Origin of the sequence: Actinocorallia populi, assembly GCF_002995495.1 — a bacterium.
Classification (GTDB): Bacteria; Actinomycetota; Actinomycetes; order Streptosporangiales; family Streptosporangiaceae; genus Actinocorallia; species Actinocorallia populi.
The window spans coordinates 650,618-673,701 of sequence record NZ_PVZV01000005.1 but is presented as its reverse complement, the minus strand read 5'-3'; the positions used below and the strand labels follow the sequence as shown (position 1 = coordinate 673,701).

19 protein-coding genes and 1 pseudogene are annotated in these 23,084 nt (G+C 73.6%); 9 read left to right on the top strand and 11 right to left on the bottom strand.

All coding sequences use genetic code 11. The features are described from left to right. Window positions 1–74: 74 nt before the first annotated feature. Complete coding sequence (locus C2865_RS23220; protein ID WP_106400633.1) at window positions 75–476, bottom strand: VOC family protein; 402 nt, start codon at window positions 474–476, stop codon at window positions 75–77. Window positions 477–1,304: 828 nt separating this feature from the next. Beyond that, window positions 1,305–2,036, bottom strand: a complete 732-nt coding sequence (locus C2865_RS23210) for a TetR/AcrR family transcriptional regulator (protein WP_106400632.1) — start codon at window positions 2,034–2,036, stop codon at window positions 1,305–1,307. Between the two features lie 120 nt (window positions 2,037–2,156). On the opposite strand from C2865_RS23210, the gene C2865_RS23205 reads away from it, so the two are divergent. Then, window positions 2,157–3,224, top strand: a complete 1,068-nt coding sequence (locus tag C2865_RS23205; RefSeq protein WP_106400631.1) for an NAD(P)H-dependent amine dehydrogenase family protein — start codon at window positions 2,157–2,159, stop codon at window positions 3,222–3,224. 9 nt (window positions 3,225–3,233) lie between these two features. Next, the gene (locus C2865_RS23200; protein WP_106400630.1) at window positions 3,234–3,665 is read left to right on the top strand and encodes a nuclear transport factor 2 family protein; all 432 of its coding nucleotides are present in this window, start codon (window positions 3,234–3,236) and stop codon (window positions 3,663–3,665) included. A gap of 66 nt (window positions 3,666–3,731) precedes the next feature. On the opposite strand, the gene C2865_RS23195 is transcribed toward C2865_RS23200, so the two are convergent. The 4 genes from C2865_RS23195 to C2865_RS23185 form a co-directional block, all read right to left on the bottom strand. Then, entirely contained in the window at window positions 3,732–3,893 is a 162-nt protein-coding gene (locus C2865_RS23195) for an alpha/beta fold hydrolase (RefSeq protein WP_232835767.1), read from the bottom strand. Beyond that, a complete protein-coding gene (locus tag C2865_RS40155) occupies window positions 3,890–4,075 on the bottom strand; it encodes a hypothetical protein (RefSeq protein WP_198653552.1) in 186 nt (61 codons plus the stop codon). Before C2865_RS40155 ends, C2865_RS23195 begins: the two co-directional genes overlap by 4 nt. 13 nt (window positions 4,076–4,088) lie before the next feature. Continuing rightward, complete coding sequence (locus C2865_RS23190; protein ID WP_157963883.1) at window positions 4,089–5,132, bottom strand: class I SAM-dependent methyltransferase; 1,044 nt, start codon at window positions 5,130–5,132, stop codon at window positions 4,089–4,091. A 75-nt stretch (window positions 5,133–5,207) separates the two neighbouring features. Beyond that, a complete protein-coding gene (locus C2865_RS23185) occupies window positions 5,208–5,951 on the bottom strand; it encodes an SDR family oxidoreductase (protein WP_106400628.1) in 744 nt (247 codons plus the stop codon). Window positions 5,952–6,152: 201 nt separating this feature from the next. Here C2865_RS23185 and C2865_RS23180 point away from each other — a divergent pair, with 201 nt between their 5' ends. From C2865_RS23180 to C2865_RS23160, 5 genes are all read left to right on the top strand, one after another. Next, the gene (locus C2865_RS23180) at window positions 6,153–7,394 is read left to right on the top strand and encodes a low temperature requirement protein A (RefSeq protein ID WP_106400627.1); all 1,242 of its coding nucleotides are present in this window, start codon (window positions 6,153–6,155) and stop codon (window positions 7,392–7,394) included. An 83-nt stretch (window positions 7,395–7,477) separates the two neighbouring features. After that, a complete protein-coding gene (locus tag C2865_RS23175) occupies window positions 7,478–10,246 on the top strand; it encodes a helix-turn-helix transcriptional regulator (RefSeq protein WP_106400626.1) in 2,769 nt (922 codons plus the stop codon). Between the two features lie 341 nt (window positions 10,247–10,587). Next, window positions 10,588–11,391 carry an alpha/beta fold hydrolase gene (locus C2865_RS23170; RefSeq protein WP_106400625.1) on the top strand — a complete coding sequence of 268 codons (804 nt, stop codon included), beginning with the start codon at window positions 10,588–10,590 and terminating at the stop codon, window positions 11,389–11,391. A gap of 130 nt (window positions 11,392–11,521) precedes the next feature. After that, window positions 11,522–12,220, top strand: coding sequence for a sigma-70 family RNA polymerase sigma factor (locus C2865_RS23165; RefSeq protein WP_232835766.1), 699 nt, complete (start codon window positions 11,522–11,524; stop codon window positions 12,218–12,220). Window positions 12,221–12,238: 18 nt separating this feature from the next. Further along, on the top strand, window positions 12,239–13,972 hold the full coding sequence (locus tag C2865_RS23160) for an L-aspartate oxidase (RefSeq protein WP_106400624.1): 1,734 nt from the start codon (window positions 12,239–12,241) through the stop codon (window positions 13,970–13,972). A 15-nt stretch (window positions 13,973–13,987) separates the two neighbouring features. On the opposite strand, the gene C2865_RS23155 is transcribed toward C2865_RS23160, so the two are convergent. The 3 genes from C2865_RS23155 to C2865_RS23145 all read right to left on the bottom strand — a co-directional run bounded on the left by C2865_RS23155 (window position 13,988) and on the right by C2865_RS23145 (window position 20,574). Continuing rightward, a complete protein-coding gene (locus tag C2865_RS23155) occupies window positions 13,988–16,759 on the bottom strand; it encodes a helix-turn-helix transcriptional regulator (protein ID WP_106400623.1) in 2,772 nt (923 codons plus the stop codon). 346 nt (window positions 16,760–17,105) lie between these two features. Next, on the bottom strand, window positions 17,106–19,874 hold the full coding sequence (locus C2865_RS23150; protein WP_157963882.1) for a helix-turn-helix transcriptional regulator: 2,769 nt from the start codon (window positions 19,872–19,874) through the stop codon (window positions 17,106–17,108). A gap of 442 nt (window positions 19,875–20,316) precedes the next feature. After that, window positions 20,317–20,574, bottom strand: a complete 258-nt coding sequence (locus C2865_RS23145; protein WP_106400621.1) for a helix-turn-helix domain-containing protein — start codon at window positions 20,572–20,574, stop codon at window positions 20,317–20,319. Between the two features lie 277 nt (window positions 20,575–20,851). Between C2865_RS23145 and C2865_RS23140 the strand changes: the two genes are divergently transcribed. Then, the gene (locus tag C2865_RS23140) at window positions 20,852–21,103 is read left to right on the top strand and encodes a hexameric tyrosine-coordinated heme protein (RefSeq protein ID WP_106400715.1); all 252 of its coding nucleotides are present in this window, start codon (window positions 20,852–20,854) and stop codon (window positions 21,101–21,103) included. A 160-nt stretch (window positions 21,104–21,263) separates the two neighbouring features. Here C2865_RS23140 and C2865_RS41870 read toward each other — a convergent pair. Together C2865_RS41870 and C2865_RS23130 are read right to left on the bottom strand one after the other, a co-directional pair. Next, a pseudogene (locus C2865_RS41870) lies at window positions 21,264–21,446 on the bottom strand (helix-turn-helix domain-containing protein); the annotation flags it as partial. Between the two features lie 214 nt (window positions 21,447–21,660). Next, window positions 21,661–22,344, bottom strand: a complete 684-nt coding sequence (locus tag C2865_RS23130) for a sigma-70 family RNA polymerase sigma factor (RefSeq protein ID WP_106400620.1) — start codon at window positions 22,342–22,344, stop codon at window positions 21,661–21,663. Between the two features lie 222 nt (window positions 22,345–22,566). Here C2865_RS23130 and C2865_RS23125 point away from each other — a divergent pair, with 222 nt between their 5' ends. Then, window positions 22,567–23,019 carry an STAS domain-containing protein gene (locus C2865_RS23125; protein WP_157963881.1) on the top strand — a complete coding sequence of 151 codons (453 nt, stop codon included), beginning with the start codon at window positions 22,567–22,569 and terminating at the stop codon, window positions 23,017–23,019. Window positions 23,020–23,084: the final 65 nt, after the last annotated feature.

Sequence of the window (23,084 nt, the reverse complement as noted above, 5' to 3'; positions counted from 1 at the left end):
TCTGGGCTTGTGGTTCGTGCCTGGCGGAGAAGGGTTTTCGGGGTGGTTGCGTGACGGTCGGTCTTCGGGTCGCGTCAGGAGCGTGGCGGAGGGCCGAGGAGGTCCCAGCGGTTGCCCCAGGGGTCGGTGAAGACGGCGATGCGGCCGTAGGGTTCGTCGCGGGGCGGGACGACGAAGGGAACTCCCGCGGCGGTCAGGCGGGCGTGGAATGCGGTGAAGTCGTCGACGCGCAGGAAGAACGCGACACGGCCCGCGGCCTGGTCGCCGACGGCGGCGGACTGGCGGGGTCCGTCGGCGCGGGCCAGGACGAAACCCGTGCGTGCGGCGGGTGGACGGACCACGACCCAGCGTTTGGGACGGCCGTCGTTGGTGCGGGAAGGGGCGTCCTCGGCGAGATCGAACCCCAGAACGCCGGTGAAGAACGCGATCGCCGGATCGTAGTCGTCGACGATGAGCGTCACGAGGTCGAGGTGCACGAGGGCAGGCTAACGGGACTTCGGGTTCTGATGTTCGCCCCCGGCTCCTCGGCTGCTTTGTCACGAGCGGCCCAGGCGGCTCTCGGACTCGCTGACATCCCCCAGCGGAAGAGATCGACGAGTGGCTCTCGTTATCGGTTGTGTAGCCAGGCGTTTGCAGAAGTGGACGGGCATGCCGGTCTGCGCGGTGAAAGGCGGGTGCTCGGCCATCTCCCGTCCGCGGTCCCAGGTCGCCGAGCGGCGCGGGTCAGGTGGGGCGGATCTGGTGGGACTTGATGCCGCCGGGCACGCTGGAGCGCTGCGTTCTCGGCCGAGCAAGCGCGGTGGCGCTCCCAGCCCCCGTTGCGGCCGATCTCCCGACGGACGGTCGAGGCACTGCGGCCCCAGGTGCCGGGCGATCGCCCTGGCCGACAGGCCCGCAGCGAACCGCACGGCGCCGGCACCCGCAGCCCGCCCGTCTACTCGAGGAACCGCTGCACATGTTGCGGCGCCGCCCCCGGCGCCCGAGCGATGGCTCCCAGCGGCTCCCCCGTCCTTCCACCGTCGCCACGGCTCCTGCTGCCGCTCTGCCGAGAACCCGTAGTCCCGCACCGCACCTCCACAATGACCAAGATCATTGATCCCCTGGGCCCAAGATTGTTTTACAACGTCCCGACCCACCACGTGGCGGTGCCAGTGGATGCGCGCCCCGGGCATGAAGTGCACCAGGCCGACGGTGACCCGGGACGGGGCGAGCACCGCGGCGACGGCGTCGATGTCACCGGTGAACCAGTCCGCGGGGCCTTTGGCGGTACCGGCTACGGGACAGCACTGAAAACCGGACGCTCCTCAGCGGCGCTCCAGATCGGGACTATCCCCGTGCAGGGAGATGGTCTCCCTGCTTTCCCGCACCGTGCGGGCAGAGCTGTAGCCGGTGATGAAGGCGTTGATGTCGTGGCCGACGACCTCTGTGAAGGTGCGGTCGCCGTATTCGCCGGCGGCCCAGTGCCGGGTGCCGGTCTCCAGGAGTGACTGGATCACGCGGGCGAGGTGGAGCACGTCCAGGCCGGCGGGGAGCCGGCCGTCGGCTTGGGCGTGTTCCAGCAGGCCGAGGAAGAGGAACCTGGTCGTGTGGTGCCGGTCGGAGAGGTCTTCGGCCAGGGCGCGCTGCTCTGCGCGGTACCCCTCCAGGGTGGCGTGGATGAGCAGCTCGGGGGGGTTGCGACGCATGGTCCGCTCCAGGGCCGCCAGGACCTCGTAGATCACGTCGGACAGGTCGTAGGGCTGGGCGACCAGGTCGCGCCATGCGTGCCGGGCGTCTCGGGTGGACAGGAACCCCGCTTCCAGGAGGGCGTCCTCCTTGCGCGGGAAGTAGAAGTAGAACAGCGCTTTGGAGACCCCCGCGGCCTTGCAGATGTCGGCGACCGTGGTCTCGGCGAAGCCCTTGGTGCGCCACAGCGCGATCGCCGCCTGCAGGAGCGCGTGCTTGGTCTCGCGGGAGCGCGCCTGCGCCAGGCTCGCCCGACGCTGACCCTGGTCAGCATGCGATCGCCCATTCTTCTTCGACCTGCTCTCGTTCACAACCGCAGATGTTACCGAAATCCCGGCATCGAAGATTGTTGACCCTGGTCAATTTTTCACCTTAGGCTCGGCGGCACCCGGGCATGACGGGCCCTGGTGATCCTTCGGCAGGGAGGCACAGTGGAGACCACGTCCGAGCGGCCCATCCGCGTCGTGCAGTGGACGACGGGAAACGTCGCACGCCAGGCGCTCGCAGCCGTCGTGGAGCGTCCGGATCTGGAGCTCGTCGGCGTGTACGCCCACAGCAAGGAGAAGGCGGGCCGGGACGCAGGCGAGCTCGCCGGCTACGGCCGGCCGCTGGGGGTGCGCGCCACCGACGACATCGAGGAGATCATCGCTCTGGCGCCCGACTGCGTCCTGTACATGCCGCTGCATCCCGACGTGGAGCATCTGGCGCGGCTGCTGCGGGCGGGCATCAACGTGCTCACGACCGCGTCCTTCATCACCGGGCGCGCCTACGGCGAGGCGGCGCGGTCGGCTCTGGAGGAGGCGGCCCTGGCGGGGGGCGCCAGCCTGTTCGGGAGCGGTGTCAACCCCGGTTACGCCGACCAGCTGGCCGCGGTCGCCTCGGGCGTCTGCCGCCACGTCGACCACGTCAAGGTCTTCGAGTCGTTCGACATCGGCATGTGGGCGGGGGACGCCAACCAGGACGGACTCGGCTGGGGCCGTCCGGCCGGAGACGCCGGGCACGCCGAAGACGTCGCCGAGGCGACGGCGCCCTTCGGCGACGCCGTAGAGGCCCTGGCCGAACTGCTCGACACCACGGTCGACGACGTGCGCTGCGAGGTCGGGTTCGCCCACGCGACCAAGGACCTGGACCTTCCCGGACGCTCCGTCAAGGCGGGGACCGTCGCCGGACTGGACGTCAGGTGGATCGGCTCCTCCGGCGGCGTGGACGTCGCCGAGGCGCACGTGCGCTGGACCGTGACCGCCGATCTCGACCCGGCGTGGGAGATCGCCATGGCCTACCTCATCGAGATCCGCGGCCACCCGCAGGTCAACCTGCGAGTGGAGGTGCTGCCGCAGGACATGGCGTCGATGAGCCTGGAGGACATGCTCGCCATCGGCTCGCTCATCACGGCCATGCCCGTGGTCAACGCCATCCCCGCCGTCATCGCCGCGCGTCCGGGCATCGTCACCTACGCCGATCTGCCCACCCAGTCCTCCGTCCACGCCGTCCGTCGCTGAAGGGGTCCCGTGGACGATCTGGAAGCCGTCAAACAGCTCAAGGCCCGCTACTGCCGCACCCTGGACACCAAGGACTGGGACGCCATGCGGCGACTGTTCACCGACGACGTCGTGGTGGACACCACGGGTTCGGGCGGCGGCACGGTCACCGGCGCCGACGCGTTCATGGCCTTTCTCCGCCAGGCCTTGGCCGACGTCGTGAGCGTGCACCACTGCCACACCCCCGAGATCACCATCATCTCCCCGTCCGAGGCCACCGGGATCTGGGCCATGGAGGACCGCATCCGCTGGGCCGACGGCCGCGAACTCCTCGGGTTCGGCCACTACCACGAGACCTACGACAAGACCGGCGGCGTCTGGCGGATCAAGACCTCGACACTGACCCGCCTGCGCCTGGACCTCACCGAACCGGCCGCCCCGGGACCCGGCGGTTCCACGTGAACGACGAACCGCGGGTCTTCCGCCGCCGCGCGGATCCCGATCTCTTCACGGGCGGCGGGCTGAGCACTACGCCGCGCTGAAGAAGCCACTGGACTCGAAGGCGCTCTCCCCGATCTCGGGGGCGAACGCCCGACGTAGACCAGGGACCCCCGCGGCGGCCTCGGTGATGACCATGCCGCCGTAGGAGTGGCCGACGAGGACGACCGGACGGCCGAGGCCGTTGATCACGTCGCGGACGTAGGCGGCGTCCCCTCGAGGCCTCGCAACGGGTCGGCCACCGCGACCGAGCGGTGTCCGCACTCGTGCAGGCACCGGATGACGCCGTTCCAGCTCGCGGACTCGGCACAGGCGCCGTGGACGAAGACGTAGTCGAACGTCGGTCCGGCCGTCATGCCGTCGCCGTCGGGCAACGGAGGTCTCGTTTCACCGGTCGAAGGGATCGGGGTGCGCCGACAGGTCCGTCGGCGAGGGCTCCGCGCCGTGCTTCAGCTCCTGTATCGCGCCGAGAAGGCCGCGCAGCTCGACCTCGTAGGCCTGCTCCTCGGCCGGGTCGAACAGCCACTGCGCAGGCGACTGCGCCAGGAGTTCCTCCGCGCAGCTCGCCCGAGCCGCGCGGAGTTCCCTCCGCACCTCGATTTCGAGGTCGAACTCGACCTCGCCGTCACCGGGCGGGGTGCTCATCTGTCCTCCCTGAGGGGGTCGGGTCCGGCGGGCCGGGCTCGGCACCGCGTGGACCAGCTGGATCGAGGCCTGTCCGGACGCGAACAGGCGGGTGAAGCTCGCACTCTGGTGGGCCGCCAGCTCGTAGGCGCGCTCGGCCCGGTGCCGGAGCGCGACGACCTCGGCGACCCGGGCCGCGCGCCGCGACCACGACAGCGGCGCGTCGTTCGGCCGTTGGACCTGCTCGACCAGGTCGAAGCCGGTCTCGGCGAGGACGGCGGCGAGCTCGGCCTGGGTGGGGAAGTGGTTGCCTTCGGGCACCGGGGAGATCCGCCGGTCGCGGGCCACGACCACCAGCAGCCCCAGCGACGCCCCGGGCTTCAGCACCCGGTGGATCTCGCGGAGCAGCGCCGCCTTGTCCTCGACGGTGTCCAGCACGCCCAGGCACCAGGCCGCGTCGATCGACGCGGAGGGCAGGGGCATGCTGCGGCCGTCCGCCTTGATGACGGGCAGGCCGAACATCCGGGACGCGGCACGGCACGCGGCGGGCATCGGCTCGACCAGGATCGGCCGGACGCCGAACCGCCGGGCGGCCCAGGCCGCCGGGCCGCCGGCGCCCGCGCCCACGTCGAGCAGGACGGTCCCGGGTGACAGTTCGCACGCCTCGGCCAGCCAGGCCAGCGCGGCGGGGCTCGCGCTGCCGCGGCAGGCCGCCGGGATCGCGTAGCGCTCCCCCAGCTGTGCGACGGCGTCGGCGGTCCAGCCCGCGACGTCGTCGAACTCGGCTTCCATCGCCAGTGCGGTCATGACGGGGGCTTTCCTCCGGTCTGCGGCGCCGCCGCGCGGGCGGGCCATGGGGTTCTCGGGCTTCGGCAGGGGGGATCAGGCGGTCTTCAGCCAGTCCTCGTAGGTGGTCCCGCCGAGGACCGCGCCATCGCCGGGGACGAGGTCCAGTTCGGTGAGCTCGGCGCCGAAGTAGTGCGCGTGCGGGTCGGTGACGACCTGGCGCGGGTCGCCCCAGGCCGCCAGCGCGCCGCGGAAGAACTCGTCCATCCGGCACCGCTTCGGACCGGCGATCTCGATCGCGCCGTTCAGCGGTGTGCCCGCCGCGGTCCGGCCGACGTTCCGGGCGACGTCGTCGCCGGCGATCGGCTGGAACGCCACGGGGGCGATGTGCACCTCGCCGCCCGTGGTGGCGCCGTCGGCGATCCGCGGACCGAACTCGAAGAACTGGGTGGCGTGGACGATCGAGTAGGGGATACCCGACTCCTTGATGAGCTCCTCTTGGGCGATCTTCGCCGCGAAGTAGCCGATGTCGGGGCGCCTGCCGGTTCCCACCACCGAGAGTGCGACGTGGTGGCCGACCCCGGCCTTCTTCTCCGCCGCCAGCAGGTTGCCGGTGGAGGTCGTGAAGAACTCCAGGACGGCGGCGTCCTCGAAGGACGGCGAGTTGGAGACGTCGATCACGACGTCCGTGCCCTTCATGACCTCCGCGAGCCCTTCCCCCGTGAGCGTGTTCACCCCGGTGTTCGGCGCGGCTGCGACGGCCTCGTGCCCGTGCTCGCCGAGCTTCGCCACGAGCTTGGACCCGATCAGCCCGGTGCCCCCGATGATCACGATCTTCATGTGTGGCCCTTCTGTCCGCCGGGGCCTCGTCGTCGCCCGGTCGCCAGCTATGACCGGGCACTCCGGGCGGCTGTGACAGATCCTCCGGAAACACTTTTCGATTCCTCCGGATCCGCACCGGGTGTCACATCAGCGGACGCCGTCTTGTCTTCTCGGCATACGGGGTCTCCGAGGGAGCTCCGCGGACGGAAGGAGCCACCCATGCCGCCGGCAGGCGCCGAGTACCGGATCCGGGTGCGCATGACCGCGCGTGCCGTCGACGAGCCGCACCGCAGCGCGAGCCAGCTTGAACTGCTCTTCGACCTGACGTTCGTGGTCGCGGTGGCGGCGGTCACCGCGCAGTTCGCGCACCACGTGGCCGAAGGGCATGCGCTGAGCGGGCTCCTGCCGTTCCTCCAGGTGTTCTTCGCCGTGTGGTGGGCGTGGATGAACTTCACCTGGTTCGCCTCGTCCTATGACACCGACGACGCCGCCTACCGGCTGCTGACGATGGTGCAGATGGCCGGCGTGCTCGTCCTCGCCGCGGGTGTGCCCGCCGCGTCCGACCACGGCGACTACCTGCTCATCACGGTCGGGTACCTCATCATGCGCGCCGCGCTCGTCGCGCAGTGGCTGCGGGTCGCCTCCGAGCACCCGGAGAGCCGCCGCACCGCGCTCCGGTACGCCGGCGGCATCGGGCTGCTCGAGGTCGGCTGGGGCCTCCGCCTCCTGCTCGCCGAGGCGGGAGGGCTGCCGCCCGCGGCGCAGCTCCCCTCGTTCGCGCTGCTCGCCGCGCTGGAGCTCACCGTGCCGTGGTGGGCCGAGCGCGAGCGGGAGACGACCTGGCACCCCCACCACATCGCCGAGCGCTACGCCCTGTTCACGATCATCCTGTTCGGCGAGAGCGTGCTCGCCGTGTCCGACGGCGTGCGCGGAGCCCTCGAGGCGTCGCACGTGAGCGGCGGTCTCGTGATCGTCGCGGTCTCCGGGCTCGTGCTGCTGTTCGCGTTGTGGTGGCTGTACTCCCTGCTGCCCTCCGGGCAGGGGCTGAGCTCTCGCAGGCACGTCTCCTACCTGTGGGGCTACGGGCATTTCGGCGTCTTCGCCGCGCTCGGCGCCCTGGGTGCGGGGCTGGAGGTCGCGGTCGAGCAGACCGGGCACGACATCGCGGCCTCCTCCCTCGCGATCGCCTACGCCGTCGCCGTCCCCACCGCGGTGTTCGTCGTACTGCTTTGGCTCACCCACCTTCCGCTCCTCGGTTCCCGCGGCCTCCCGCCGCTCGCCGCGTTGGGCGGGGCCGCGGCCGTCCTGCTGATCCCGCTGGCCGCGCCGGGCGCGGGGGTGGCCTTCGTCGTCGCCGCGCTCGCGGGCGCGGCAGTGCTCATCGTCTTCATCTCGCTCCCCGCCGTGTCCCGGTTCTGCTTCGGCGCCCGGACCTCCCGCTGGGACGAGGTTCTCGAGTGATCCCGCGCCGCCGGCGGCGGCAGGGCGCAGGACCGGGGCGGCGCGGTGCCGCGCCCGCGGACGGCAGAAGAGAGGAAGGCCGCATGCGGTCGGTGGAGGAAGTGGCTCTCCGGGAGCCCGCGTTCAGGGGGCGCGACGCGGAGACCGCCGTCCTGGCAGGGCTGATCACGCGGCTGCGCCACGGGTCCGGCGGTGTCGTACTCGCCGACGGCCCGCCGGGAGCCGGCAAGAGCCGCTTCGCGCGGGAGGCGCTGAGGCTCGCCGAGGAGGCGGGTGCCCGGGTCCTGCACGGGACGGGTGAGCGCGGCCGTCAGACGGTCCCGTTCGGCGCGCTGCTCCAGGCGCTGGTGTCCGACGGGCGGCCCGTCGTCGACGTGGGCACCCTGCGCGGCCTCTCCGAGGCCGCCGACCAGCGGTTCTGGCTGTTCCAGGAGGTGCAGGACCAGCTGGGGCGGGCGGCGCTCGACCGGCCGCTGCTCCTCGTCATGGACGACCTCCAGTGGTGCGACGCCGGGACGCTCCTGGCACTGCGCACCCTGCCCGAACGGCTCTGCGCGCATCCGGTCCTCTGGCTCTGCACCGTCCGGACCGGTTCGGCCGACCCCGACGTACGGGCCACCGTCACCCGGCTCGCCGACGCCGGAGCCCGCTCCCTCCGTCTCGGTCCGCTGTCCGAGGGGGCGGTGGCGCTGATCGCCGGCGACCTGCTCGGCGCCGCGCCCGACGCCGGGCTCCTGGCCCTCCTCGACCTGGCCGGAGGCAACCCGCTCCAGGTGACCGAGACCATCCGGGGGCTCGTCGGCGAGGGTGCCGTCACCCGGTCGGACGCGGTCGCCCATGTGAGCGGGGCGCACTCGCCGATCCACTCCTACGGCTCGGCGCAGCGCCTCCTGGGGCACCTGTCGCCGCTCGCCCGGGAGGTGCTCCGGCTCGCCTCGGTACTCGGCCGGGACCTGGCGCCCGACCGGATCGCCGAACTCGGCGGGCGCACCATCGCCGAAGTGGTCACCGCGCTCCAGGAGACCGTCGACGCCGACCTCGTCCGGCCCACAGACCCTCTGACGTTCCGCCACGACCTCGTCCGCGCGGCGGTCCGGGAGACCGTGCCCGTCCCGCTGCGCCGGGCTCTGCGCAGGCAGGCCGCCGACTTCGACCTGGCGCGGGGCGTACCCCTCGGACAGGTCGCCCTGGCCATGGCCGAGGCCGCCGAGCCCGGCGACGCCGAGGCGGCCGCGCTGCTGCGCCGGGCGCTCGCCCAAGCCGCCGAGAGCACTCCCGAGGCCGCCGTGCAGATCGCCCGGCAGGCCGTCGAGTTCGCGGTCGCGGGCTCGGCCGAACGGGCCGAGGCCGTCGCGGACGCCCTCCCCCTCCTCGCGCGGACCGGCCACGGCGCCGAGGGACTCGCCCTTGTGGAGTCCGTCCTGGACGGCGCGCCTCCCCCACCCGTCGAGGCTCGGGTCCGGCTCGGCGCCGCCATGACGGCCCTGTACGGGTCACCCGGCAACGCCCTGCGGCACGCCCGCGCCGGAGCCGCCCTTCCCGGCGCTCCTGAAGACGTCCGCACCCGCCTCACCGCCCTCCATTGCCTCGCCGCCGCCCTGACCGGTGACATCCCCGGCGCCGAACGCCTCCTCGCCGCCGGTGCCTCCCTCTCGGACGACGGGGTGGCTCAGGCGTTGCGGGGAACGGCGGAGTCCCTGGTGCGGGCGTTCCGGCTGGACTTCGGGGCGGCCGGTGACCTGGCCGCGAAAGCCGTCGGGGCGGCGGACCCGGCGCTGTTCGTCGCGCCGGTATGGCTCGCCGCGCTGCACGGTCTCACGGGCCGCGTCGAGGAGGGACTGCGGGCGGCCGAGGGGGGTGCGGCAGCGGCACGCCGACCGGGCGGCGCGCACGGCCTCGGCCTCTGGCTCACCGTCCGTGCCCGGTTGCTGCTCGCGGCGGGCCGGCTGGGCGAGGCGCGCGCGGAGGCCGAAGCGGCGCTCGCGACCGGGGAGTCGGGAGCCGGTGAGGCGGTCGTCTTCGACGCCCTCGCCGTCCTCGGCCATGTGGCCGCGCTGACCGGCGACCACGCCGCGGTGCAGCACGCGGCCGGGCGGCTGCGCGGCGCCGGGGCCGGGCCGCTGCGCCGGGCGTGCCTGCGGGCCGCCGCGCGACTCACCGCGGCCGACGACTGCTGTGCGCTCCTCGACGAGGCCGACACCGCCTGCGGACCGCCGACTCCGGCGGGCTTCCCCGCGGATCCGTCGGACGACCCCCGGCTCGTGCGCGCATTCCTGGCCGGAGACCGACCGGACCGGGCGGCCGCCGTCACCGCCAAGGCCGAGCGCCGAGCCGCCCTCAACCCGGAGATCCCGGTGTTCGCCGCCGTCGCCGCGCACGTCCGCGGCCTCCTCCACCGGGACGCCGACGCAGTACTGCGGGCCGCCGTGCTCCTCGAGGCGCTCCCGTTCCCGCTCGCGTACGCGGCCGCGCTGGAGGACGCCGGGAGCCTGCTCCTGGCATCCGACCGGACCGCTGCCGTCCGGCGGCTCACTCTGGCCGAGGCCGGCTACACCCGCACGGGCGCCGAGGCCGAGGCCGCGCGGGTGCGGCGAGCGCTGGCCGCTGCCGGGCACCGGCAGCGGAAGAAGCGGCGCCGCGCGGAGCGGGGCTGGGCCGCGCTCACCCCCGCCGAACACCGGGTCCTCTCACTCGTGGCCGAGGGCGCGACCAACCGCCAGGCCGCCGAACGGCTGTTCCTGTCCCCCGCCACCGTCGGCACCCATGTGATGCACATCTTCCACAAGATCGGCGTGAATTCCCGCGTCGAGCTCGCGCGTGCCTATGCGGAGCGCGGAGGGACCGCCGGCTGACGTTCGCTCATGAGGACCGGGGCCATTCCCGCGGACGGCCCCGGCCTTTCGCATGCCCGTGATCAGGCATCCCACGAGCGGTACGGGACTCCCGAACTGCGGCGGGTTATCTCATTCATTCACGTCATGCCCTTTTCCACCCGACACGGGATGGTGGGGTGACAGACCCGGAATGCCCGAGTGAAAGCACCCGAGCCGAAGGAGAAGGAATTGCCCTACGTGAAAGTCGGCGAAGAGAACGGCAAGGCGATCGACCTCTCCTATGCGGACCACGGTTCGGGCACTCCCGCGGTCCTCGTCCACGACTGAACCGCGTCCACCATCCGAGACAAGGAATCCTCATGCGCTTCTCCCGCTCTCCCCTGCGCCTCGCCGGCATCCTCACCGGGCTCGCGCTGACCGCCGCGTCCCTGTCCTTCCCCGCCGCGCCCGCCGTCGGCGTCGGCCCGAAGGCCGCCAAGCCGACCATCGTGCTCGTGCACGGCTCCTTCGCCGACTCCTCCGGCTGGAGCGGAGTCATCGAACGCCTCCAGCGGCACGGCTACACCGCCCTCGCCGTCGCCAACCCGCTGCGCGGCCTCGCCTCCGACGCCGCCTACCTGGACTCCTTCATCGACGGCATCGAGGGCCCGGTCGTCCTTGTCGGCCACTCCTACGGGGGTGCGGTCATCACCGAGACCGCCCCCGACCCCGACGTGAAGGCGCTCGTCTACGTGTCGGCCTTCCTGCCGGAGGAGGGCGAGACCGCCTTCGGCATCGCCGGCCGCTTCCCCGGCAGCCAGATCACCCCAGAGACGATCCGGACCGTCCCCCTGCCGTCCGGTGAAGACGTCTACCTGCGCGCCGAGACCTTCGGGAAGGTCTTCGGCCCCGGTGTCCCCGCCTCCACCCTCCGCCTCCTCGCGGCCACCCAGCGCCCGATCGCCTACACCGCGCTGACCGAGCCCGCCACGGCCGACCCCGCCTGGAGGCGGCTTCCGTCCTGGGTCGTGATCTCCAAGACCGACCAGGCGATCCCCGCCGCGGCCCAGCGCTTCATGACGGCCCGCGCCGGAGCCCGCGCCGTCGAGGTCGACGCCTCGCACTCCGCGTTCCTGACCCGTCCGGGCGCCGTCGCCGACGTCATCGAGAAGGCCGCCCGCTGAACCTGCGGGCCCGCTCCGCCGGCGACCCGCATCTGCTCGTCCCCGGCTCTGGGGCGGGGACGAGCAGGCCCCTCCGCGCCCGATCCGGGCCGTACCCGTTCACGCACAGACCTCGGAAAGGGAAGCGACCGTGGCGCACGCCGAACCCGTCAGGGAAGACGCCGGGCACGACGACCTCCAGCACGCCGTGCGGATCTTCGACGAGATCCGCCCGCGCCTCTTCGGCATCGCCTACCGCATGCTGGGCAGCGTCCAGGAGGCCGAGGACGTCGTCCAGGACGCCTGGCTGCGCTGGCAGTCCTGCGACAGATCCGCCGTCGCCAATCCCGCCGCCTTCCTCGCGACGGCCACGACCCGGCTGTCCATCAACACCGCCCGGTCCGCCCGGCTCCGCCGCGAGACCTACATCGGGCCCTGGCTGCCCGACCCGGTCGACACCGCCGGCGACCCCCACCTGGGCGCCGAACGCGCCGAGGCGCTGGAGACCGCCGTCGTCCTCATCCTGGAGCGCCTGTCCCCCAACGAGCGCGCTGCCTACATCCTGCGCGAGGCCTTCGACTACCCCTACGCCGACATCGCCGCGATCCTCCGCCTCTCCGGGCCGACCACCCGCCAGCTCGTCAGCCGCGCCCGCAAGCGCCTGACGACCGCCCGCCGTGCCGCCGCCGCCCCGCCCGACCCCCATCCCCTCCTCGCCGCCTTCCGCACCGCCGCACAGACCGGCGACCTCGCCCCCCTGGAATCCCTCCTGGCCCCGCCCTCTCCCGTCACCCCCCTCCGCGGGACCGCCTCCCCCGCGGCCGTCCCCGCCGCGCCCAAGGCGGCCTGACCTCCAAGGAGCACCACCATGAACGCCCCCGAGCGGCGGCTCTCCACCCCCGTCCTGGTCATCGGTACCGGCGGCGCCGGGCTGCGCGCGTCGATCGAGCTGGCCGAGCGCGGCGTCGGCGTGCTCGCCGTCGGCAAACGGCCGAAGACCGACGCGCACACGACGATGGCGGCGGGCGGCATCAACGCCGCCCTCGGCACGATGGACCCCGAGGACAGCCCGCTCCAGCACGCGGCCGACACGATCAAGGAGAGCTATCTCCTCGCCCATCCCGACATCGTGCGGATCGTCACCGAGAACGCCGGGCGCGGGATCGACGACCTCGTCCGGTACGGGATGCCGTTCGCGCGCGAGGCCGACGGGCGGATCTCCCAGCGGTTCTTCGGCGCGCACACCTGGCGGCGCACCGCCTTCAGCGGTGACTACACCGGCCTGGAGATCCAGCGGACCCTCGTCCGCCGGGCGGCGGAGCTGGCCGTCCCCATCCTCGACGGCCTCTACATCACGCGGCTGCTCGTGCGCGACAACGTCGTGTTCGGCGCGTACGGGTTCGACCTGGACGACGGCACCCGCCATGTCATCCACGCCGACGCGGTGGTCCTGGCGACCGGCGGGCACACCCGGATCTGGCGGCGCACCTCCTCCCGGCGCGACGAGAACACCGGCGACACCTTCCGCCTCGCCGTCCTGGCCGGCGCCCGCATCCGCGACCCCGAGCTCGTCCAGTTCCACCCGTCCGGGCTGCTCGACCCGGAGGACGCGGCGGGCACACTCGTGTCGGAGGCGGCGCGCGGTGAGGGCGGTCACCTCCGCAACGCCGACGGCGAGCGGTTCATGCGGCGCTACGACCCCGAACGCATGGAGCTGTCGACCCGGGACCGGGTGGCTCTGGCCGCGTTCACCGAGATCAGGGCCGGGCGCGGCACCCCGAAGGGCGGCGTCTGGCTGGACGTGTCACACCTCCCCCGCGAGACGATCATGGAACGGCTCCCGCGCGTCCACCAGACGCTGCTGGAGCTGCAGATGCTCGACATCACCGAGAAGCCGATCGAGATCGCCCCGACGGCGCACTACTCGATGGGCGGTGTCTGGGTCCGCCCTGAGGACCACGGCACCGACGTCGAAGGGCTGTTCGCCATCGGCGAGGCGGCCAGCGGCCTGCACGGGGCGAACCGCCTCGGCGGCAACTCCCTCATCGAACTGCTGGTGTACGGGAGGATCACCGGCCGTGCCGCCGCCGAGTACTCCGCCTCCCTCTCCGCGCAGCAGCGGTCCGCGCGGGCGGTCGAGGAGGCGCGGCGGGAGGTCGACGAGCTGCTCGCGCGCGACGGCCGGGAGAACGTCCGGGTCCTCCAGCGCGCGGTGCGCGACATCATGACCGAGCACGCGGGCGTCGTCCGCGACGAGGCCGGCCTGCTGCAGGGCCTCCTCGAACTCGACGAGGTCGAGGAGAGGTTCGCCGGACTCGGCGTCCACCCGGACATCGCCGGCCACCAGGACCTCGCGCACGCCTTCGACCTCCGGGGAACCGCGCTCGCGGCCCGCGCCACCCTGGAGGCCGCTCTGGAACGCCGCGAGACCCGCGGCTGCCACAACCGCTCCGACTTCCCCGCTCTCGACCCGTCCCTGCGCGTCAATCTGGTGTGGTCCGGTCCCGGCCAGATCGAACGCGAGGCGATCCCCCCGGTCCCCGACGAGATCGCCTCCCTCATGCGCGAGGTCGACACGAGCTCCCACAAGCTCGTCGAGTGACGCCCGGGGCGCCCGTCAGGGAAGGCCGACGAGCTGGTGGCGGGAGGTGACACCGAGCTTGGTGAAGACCTTGCCCAGGTGGTATTCGACGGTGCGGGGGCTGACGTACAGGCGGGCGGCGATCTCCTTGTTGGTCAGGCCGGTGCGGGCCAGCCGGGCGACCTGCTCCTCCTGCGGGGTGAGCTCCCCTGTCGTCTCGACGTTGCGCTTGCGGACGGTCTCGCCGGTGGCGAGCAGTTCGCGTTCGGCGCGGGCGGCGAACGCCCGCATGCCGATGCCGGTGAACAGCTCGAAGGCGGTGCGCAGCTGCTCGCGGGCCTCGGTGCGGCGGCGTTCGCGGCGCAGCCATTCGCCGTACAGGAGATGGGCGCGGGCGAGGTCGGGGCGCATGCGGGTCCGACCTAGCCGCTCGATCGCCTCGCGGTAGAGCCGGTCCGCCTCCTCGCCCTCCGACAGCAGCGCCCGGCACCGCGCCTCCAGGCCCAGGCCCCAGTCGGCGCCCCCTCTGCGTGCCGACAGGGCGAACCGCTCCAGCGCGTGCGCGGCGACGTCGTCGCGGCCGGTGCGCACGGCCGCCTCGATGAGCTCCATCGGCGCCCAGTGCACCCCGCTGCCGACGGGCGCCCTCTCGTTCATGATCGGAAGGACGGCCTCCAGCGCCCTGTCGTAGTGGCCGAGCCCGTTGTAGAGGACGGACCTGACCCAGCGGCAGACGTCGAGAGTCCGTCCCTCCCCGCGGACCAGGCTCTCCTTGACGATGGCCTCCGCCAGGTCCTCCGTGGTCTCCGCGTCGCCCCGCCAGGCGGCGAGGCCGAGGTCTCCCCCGGTCTGCACCATGGCCCCCGAGGTCGTCCACACGTCGGCGGCGAGCGCCTGCGCCTTCGCCTCCTCGTTCAGGGTGGCGGCGTCGGCCAGGTCGCCCTCGAACAGGCGCTGCATCGTGGTGATGCTGAGGAGGAGGGGGAGCAGCGCGAAGGCACCGGAGCCGCGGACGAGCCGAAGGTAGTCCTCGGCCACGTCATGGCACAGCTCGGAGTCCCACAGTGCCATCGCGAAGAAGTTGGCGATCCAGGCCCACCTCAGCCGCTCACCCGGGCCCGTCTCCTCTCCCAGGATGACGGACAGGGCCTCCCTCAGCGCGGGGCCCGCCGCTTCGGAGTCCCGGGCGTACAGCAGGGCGAGCGCGTCGAGGACGAGGTCGGTGGCGCGGATCTCCCCTGATACGGGAGGTGCCGCGAGAGCGGCCTCGGCGACCGCGGCGATGCCCTCCCAGTCGGGCAGGACGCCGATCGCCGCCATCAGCGCCTGGAGGTGGGTGTCGCGGGACAGGGCGACGTCCAGTGCCTCCAGCTGCTCGGCGACCTTCAGCAGCATCACCGGGACGGAGCTGCCCCGGTTGGAGGTCAGGGCGATCTCGGCGCGCAGCACGTCGGCCTTGGCGCGGCGCAACTCGTCCGGCGGCCCCGCCTCGGCCGAGGCCAGCAGGGCCAGCGCGGGCTCGGCCGCGCCCGCCATGTGCTTGGCCCGCGCCGCCTCCAGAGCGCGGTCCGCCCGGACTCGGGCGTCCGGGGTGAGGCCGACGGCCCGCTCCAGGAACGCCGCGGCGGCGACCAGCCCGCCGCGGGCCAGGGCGCGCCCGGCCGAGCGCTCCAGCTCCGCGGCGATCTCCTCGTCCAGGTGCGCGGTGCCCTGCGCGCGGTGCCAGGCCCGCCGGTCCGGGTCGGTCTCGGCGTCGGTGGCCTCGGCCAGCGCGCGGTGGGCCTGCCTGCGCTCCCTGGGCGCGGCCGCGTTGTACACGGCGGAGCGCACGAGCGGGTGGCGGAACCGCACCCGTTCACTGAAGTCGATCAGCTCTTCCGCCTCGTCCGCCGCCGCGGCCTCCACGCCGAGCACCCCGGCGGCCCGCCACAGCAGGGCCGGATCGCCGATCGGCTCGGCGGCGGCCAGCAGCAGCATCGTCCGCGTGTCGGCGGACACGCCGGCCAGCCGCCGCCGGAAACCGTCCTCCAGCCGGCCCGACAGCGACTGCCCCGCCCCCTCCGCGGCGAACAGTCCGCTCGCCGCGTCCTCACGGGGCAGCTCCAACAGGGCGAGCGGGTTGCCGCGGGCCTCGGTGACGATGCGGTCGCGCACCTCCTCGTCCATCGGCCCGGGAACGACGCGCCGCACGAGGGCGCGCGACTCGGCGTCGCCGAGGCCGCCGACCTCCAGCACGGGCAGGCCCGGCAGCGCGTACTCGGGACCGGACTCGCGAACGGAGAAAACGCAGGCCACCCGCTCGGCCATGAGGCGGCGGGCCACGAACATCAGGACCTGGGCCGAGGCCCGGTCGAGCCACTGCGCGTCGTCGACCACGCACACGAGCGGACACTCCTCGGCGGCCGCGGCCAGCAGGTTGAGCACGGCGAGGCTGATGAGGAACTGGTCGGGGGCGTGGCCCGAACGCAGGCCGAAGGCGGTGCCGAGCGCGTCCTGCTGCGGTTCGGGCAGGGTGTCGAGGAATTCCAGCATCGGCAGGCACAGCTGGTGGACCGCGGCGAAGGCCAGCTCCATCTCCGACTGGACGCCGGTCGCCGTGGCGACCCGGCATCCGGCCGCCCGGTCGACCAGGTGCTCCAGGAGCGCCGACTTGCCGACCCCGGCCTCACCGCGCAGGACCAGCACCCGGCTCTCGCCGCCGCGGACGTCCGACAGCAGCCCCTCCAGGGTCGCGCACTCGGCGGTCCGGCCCAGCAGTTCCCCCCGGCGAGGCCTTCCGACCGCCGCCCACCGGCCCGCATTCGCCATCTCAGCCGCTCCCGCCCTGGAGTTCCCGCACCGCCGGTCACCAGGACCGAACTTTCATCAGATGCAATATCCCACTCGGAACCCCCGGTCAGCGAACCCGTCGCTAAAAATCACGCGTTTCCTCCTGGACCGCCACTGACGACTCACCGAGCCCTGAAAGCACGAAGTGGCACATAGGGCACATCGCGGTATATAACACCTGAAATAGCCCGGCGCGCTCACCGCGGAAAGAGAGCAGGCCCACGGCCGGGTCACCCGAGACCGCGGCGCACAGCGGCCGGGCAGGGCGCAAAAAGTACCGGTCTCCGGCAGGGACGGGATGCACGAGGCGACGAGGTTCGTGAGGTCAGGCCGCCTCACGCTCCAGGACCCGCCGGGTGAGGTCCACGCGGGAGGTGATGTTCCACTTGGTGAAGATGTGGCGGAGATGGGAGCCCACGGTGTGGCTGGACAGGAAGAGGCGTTCGGCGACCTGGCGGTTGGTCGCGCCCTGGGCGACCAGGAGCGCCACCTTCACCTCGGCGGCGGTCAGGCCCCACCTGCCGCCGCCGGCGCCGCCGCTGAAACGCGCGGCGCGTCGGACGCCCAGCGCGCGCAGGCGGCGCCGCACCCGGGCCGCGTCGCGCACTGCCCCGCACTCCTCGTAGAGGTCCAGCGCGGAGTCCAGCAGCTCCCGGGCGGCGGGATCGCCCGCGGCACCGAGCACACGGCCCGCGTCCTCGGCCGCCGAGGCGCGCACCAGGGGCCGCTCGGCCTCCCCCAGCAGCTTGACGGCCTGCAGCAGCAGGTCCGGGTCGTCCGTGAGCAGACCCCGCGTATGGTCGGCGACGCCGCGCAGGAAGGGGATCTCCGCGTCGAGCTCCGCGGCCCGCCCGGCGGCCTCGGCGGCGAGGCCGGGCAGCTCCGCCCGCAGCGCGAGGCGGGCGAGCACCACGAGGTCGGCGGGGTCGGGCGTCATCCCCGGGGCGCCGGAGTCCGCCCAGGCGAGCTCGATGAGTTCGGCGACGCGCGCGGTGTCGCCCGCCGCGTCGGCCGCGAGGGCGGCGAGCCAGTTCCCGGTGCGGCGGACCGCGGGCGCCTCGGCGGACGCCATCCGCGCGCCCTCGGCGGCGCAGCGCCGGACGCCCTCCTCGTCGCCCATGTGCACCGCCGCCCTGCCGAAGGCATAGCGGGCGGTGGTGTCCGCGAAGTCCCCCGAACCCAGGTCGCCCGCGGCCGACAGGGCGGCGTCGGCCGCGGCGCGTGCGGCCGCGAGCCGGCCCGCGTCCAGCAGGACCCGGGCTCGGCTCATCGTCCACAGTGCCTCCGCCGGTCGGTGCCCGGCCTGACGGGCCGCGCCGACGCCCTCGTCCGCCTCCCGGAGCGCCTCGTCGATCTGCCCCGAGGCCGTGAGGGTGAACGCCCGCGCGCAGTCCTCGAGGGCCCGGGGCCTGCTCGCGCGGGCGACGCGCGCCTCGGCCTCGTCCTGGAACGCGAGGGCGCGGGACGGGTTCAGCCGGGCCAGCTCGGCCCGTGCGAGCGCCGCGAGCGCCGTCGCGCCCGCGGCGGCGTCGGCGTCCACGGCGACGCGGCCCGCCACGGCGATGGCCCGTGTCGTGTAGCCGCTCCTGGACAGGTGCAGCGCCTCGGTGGCGACGAGGCTGGCACGCAGCCCGGCGGAGACTCCCGCGACCGCCAGGCCCGCCCGGCACTGCCGGACCGCCTCGGCGGGGGACGCGTGGCCCACGAGCCGGGCCATCACCCAGCGGAGCCGGGCCTCGGCCTCCGGCGTGAGGAAGCCTTCGAGCGCGGCCTCGGCCCGCTGCCTGGCCTCGGCGTACCGTCCGTCGCGCCACAGCAGCTCGACGGTCTCGGCGACGATCTGCGCGGTGTGCGGTCCGTCCGGTCCGGCGAGGTCCAGTGCCCTGCGGCTCAGTGCCACGGCCCGCGCCGGCGCGGTCGCCGCGAGGTCCTCGGCCGCCCGGCGAAGCAGGTCCACGGCCCGGTGGTCGCCGGGCGCCGCCGTCTCGGCGAGCTCGGCGGCGACGTCCACCGCCCGTCCCCCGTGCGCGAGCCTGACGTCGACCGCCTGGCGGCGCAGGCACCGGCGCAGCGCGGAGGGGAGCATCGCGGAGATCGCCTGCCGGACCAGGTCGTGCCGGAAGCCGAGGAGACCGTCCGAACCCGCGAGGAAGCCCGCGCCGCCCGCCTCCTCCACCACCACCGCGATCTCGCCGACCGGCACGCCGGTGAGCCCGGCCAGTTCCGCCGCGGTGAAGGCCCGGTCGAACACCGAGGCGACCCGGACGCACTGGCGGGCCGACGGCGACACCTGGTCGAGCCGGCCCCGGACCAGCTCGCAGAGCCTGCGCGGCACCGCGTCGCCGTCGGTCGTGGCGATCCCGTCCCGCACGGTGATCCGACCCTCCTCCGCCAGGCCCCGGAGCAGTTCGACGAGCAGGCGCGGTGCGCCCTGCGCCCGTCCGGCCGCGCGCAGCACGGCGATACCCGGCTCGGCCCCGAGCAGGTCGGCGGCCAGCTCCGCGACGGCGCGGGCGGTGAGCGGGCCGAGGACGATCCGGTCCCCGCCGCGGCACAGCGCCTCCACCCGCGCGGCGACCGCACCGGGTGGCGGGCCCACCGACAGGACCCACAGGATCGGAGCGTCCGCCAGGTCGGCGAGGAGCACCGGCAGCGCCGCCAGGGTCGCGGAGTCGCACCACTGCACGTCGTCGAGGCAGACGACGAGGGGGCCGCGCGCCGCCGCACCCGCGAGCCGTGCACGGGCCTCCTGCAGCGTCCAGGACCGCAGGCCCGCCGGGCGGACGAGGCGGGGCTCCGAGGCGTCGAGCAGCGGTGCGGGCCCGTTGCACAGGGCCTCCAGCAGCGGCCCGAACGGGACCGCGAGCCGGTCGAGCGCCGCCGATCCGCGCAGGCAGGGCAGCCCGGCCGCGACGGCGCGCGCGTGGACCTCGGCGAGCAGCCGCGTCCTGCCCGACCCCGGCGGCCCCTCGACCACCACGACGCCGCCCCTCCCCCGGCTCAGCGCGGCGAGCCTGTCGGCCAGCGCCGCCGATTCGGCCTCGCGGCCGCGCAGCGGCGATCCGCCGCCCGACGTCCAGGGAACGCGCCTCATGCCGGCCCGCCGCTTCCGCTTCGTCTCCTTCTCCGGCACAGCCCCTCCGTCTCACCCCGCCGGCGGACGCCCCGCCGATCACTGCTCACTGTGGCCGGGCCGGTTCTCTCGTCGCATCGGGGAACACCCGGGCCGCATCCCCGGGGACGCCCTGCCGGAGGGCCCGTGGCCCCCGTGTGTCCCCTGGTCCCCCACCGGCACCCGGGCGGCACGCGGCCCCGGGCATCCGTCGACCTCGGACGGCGCCCTCACATGGGAAGGCACCGCGCACCACGTCGGCCCGCCCGGCACCGGGCGTCGAGCACGCGGCGCCGGTCCCGGGACCGGGGAATCCCTGGTCGTGCACTCGCCGACCGGGCACGGTGGTCCGGGAACACGGCGCCGGGGAGGACGACGGACGAGGCCTGGCAGACGGGCGGCCCGCGGCACGGCGGGCGCCGGGCTAATCGCGGGTGCCGCGGACGCCGCGGGTGGACAGCGGCTCGATCAGGTCGTCCATCGCACAGTCGAGGATGTCCAGCAGCGCCATCAGGGTGCGGAGGCGCAGCCGCTCGGGCTTGTCGACGACAAGGCGGTACACCTGGCTGGGCGACAGATCGACGCCGCGGGAGGCCAGCAGGGGACGCAGCCCCGCCGTGGAGTGCATGCCGCGCTCCGCCATGACCTCGCGAAGATGCCACGCGTAGTCCAGTTCGGTCATCGCCCGCCAGCCCCTTTCGTTTCCGCCGCCCCGGACGAAGGTCTGGAGACCGGGTGCGAGCGCGTGCCGCCCAGGATCCCGCCCGGCACTCCGCGTTCGCATCCGTCACATCCCTAGGCATCCCGCCGCGACGTGCGGCGACGACCGGGGTACGGCCCCGGCCGAGTGGGGGTGATCCGGGGGTGTGGCGCGAACATCAGTCGTCTGCGCGATGCGCGGCCGGCGGCGCCAGGGCGACGATGGCATCTCCCGCGACACCCTGGAGAGAGGCAGCGACATGACTCGCGTTCCGGACGAGGCGCTCGTCCTGGTGCCCGGTGGCACCCTCATCACCGAGACCCCCGAAGAGGGCCGCGCACTGGCCATAGCGATCGCCCGCAACACCGTCCACACCCTCCAGCCCGAGCTGGAGGTGCTCCAGGCCGGGCGGCCGCAGTACGCCGGCGACGCGGCGAAGCTGATCGCCGCCGTCCAGGTCGTCTCCCTCGAGTTCCAGACCATCGCGGCCGCCAACCACTACTGGCGCTGATCCGCCGCCCGAACGGCGCTCTCCCGAGCGGCCGTTTCCCGTCCTGCGGTTCCCGGCCGGAAGGGAGAAGAGCCGGTAGAGAGGCTCCCGCGGGAGGGCCGGGTGCGGCGTGCGGGTCAGGGGCGGCCGGCGCCCCGCCCGGCTTGTTGCGGGAGTTGACGTCGAACTCGGCCAAGACCTTGCGGAGGTGCCATTCGACGGTGCGCAGGCTGAGGAACGACTCCGCGCCGATCTCGGAGTTCGTCTTGCCGACGACGGCCAGCCGGGCGATCTGCGCCTCCTGCGCGGTCAGCGCATCGCGCACGTCGACCGCGCGCTGCCGGATCGTCTCCCCGGTGGTCATGAGCTCGCGACGGGCGTTCGGCGAAGGCCGGCGTCTGCGCGGAGGCCCGGTCGAGCCACTGGGCGTCGTCCGCCACCACACAGGCCAAAGGGGCAAAGCCCGCGATCGAAGCGGGTGCGCCTCATCATGCACCGACGCGCATAGTACGAACGATCAACCAGATCGCTGACGCCCGTGACGTCGGCCACCGGTGACCACGGGACCGCCGAGGACATCATCGGAGTCCCCTCAGCAGGAACTCGGTGAGGGACGCCAGGTCGCCGTTCCGCGCCGCGTCACGGAACGCCTCCAGCAGCTGCTCCCGCTCCCCCGGTACGACCGGGCCGTGCCGCCGGACGGCGACGCGCCGGCGTGCCCGGACCGCCAGCTGCCGCGCGTTGGCCTCGCTGAGCCCGAGGAGGTCGGCGATCTCGCGGAACGGGTACTCGAACGCCTCGCGCAGCACGTACACGGCGCGTTCGACCGGAGGCAGCCGCTCGACCAGGAGCCGGATCGCGAACTCCATCTCCTCCCCGCGTTCGGCCTCCCGTTCCGGATCGACGGACGCGCACGGAACCCCGGCGCCCCAGGCTCCGGTGCTGACCTCACGGCGGGCTCTGGCGGAGGTCGCGGCGTTGAGCGCGGACCTGGTCGTGATGGTCACGAGAAACGCCACCCGGTCACGTACCCGTGTCCGATCCACACCCTGCCAGCGCACCCAGACGTCCTGCACCACGTCCTCGGCGTCCGCGGCATGCCCCAGGGTCCGATGGGCGATCCGGAACAGCAGGTCCCGCACGGACTCGAACTCCGCCACCGCCTCGGACCCGATGCCGGGGACGGCGGTCCCCGTGCACCCGGCTGCTCCCGGGCACGACGCCCCCGGCTCCGCCACGGCATCGACTTCGGCCAAACGCATGACGATCTCCCTCGCTGACGGTGGTCCGCACCACCGTCACCGAAAGCGGCCACCCATCGCGCCCGTGAAATCCCGGGTCGAATCACGAGTCGAGCCACTGGCCGAGCACACCCGTGGCCACGCGGTACCGGTCGCCTACGCCGCCGCCTCCTTCACCTGACCGTTGAAGGATCAAGCATTCGGGTGATGCCGCGCCTCACCCGGCGCTCACAGAATGTCCACATGAGCGAGACTGCGATGACCACACCGAGCGCGATGGACGCCGTACTCACCATCACCCCGCTGACCGAGCAGCCCGGACTGCGTCTCATCGGCGAGATCGACCTCTACACGATCGACCGGGCCACCAGCGCGCTGGCCGACGCCATCCGCTCCGATGCCCCGGAGATCTACCTCGACCTCGCCGGGGTGGACTACTGCGGCATCGAGGGCCTGCGCCTCTTCGCCCTCACCGCCCAGCGCCTGGGCCGGCAGGGCCGCGAACTCGTGCTCTGCTCCCTGTCCCCCCATCTCGCCAAAGTCCTGCGGCTCCTCGGCTGGGACACCATCCCGGGCCTGTTGTCCGTCCCCAGACGGCCGTCCGCCGGAACCCCGGCGCCCGCCCACACGAACCCCGCCCGCCCCTTTGCCGTCCTGGCGTTCCCCGACCGCACCCCCTGGCCGCTGACGGCATGACGTGTCCGGCACGTCTGCTCGGACGCCGGCGGCGGCAAGGAGAAGACGGGCACTCGCTGCCTCTC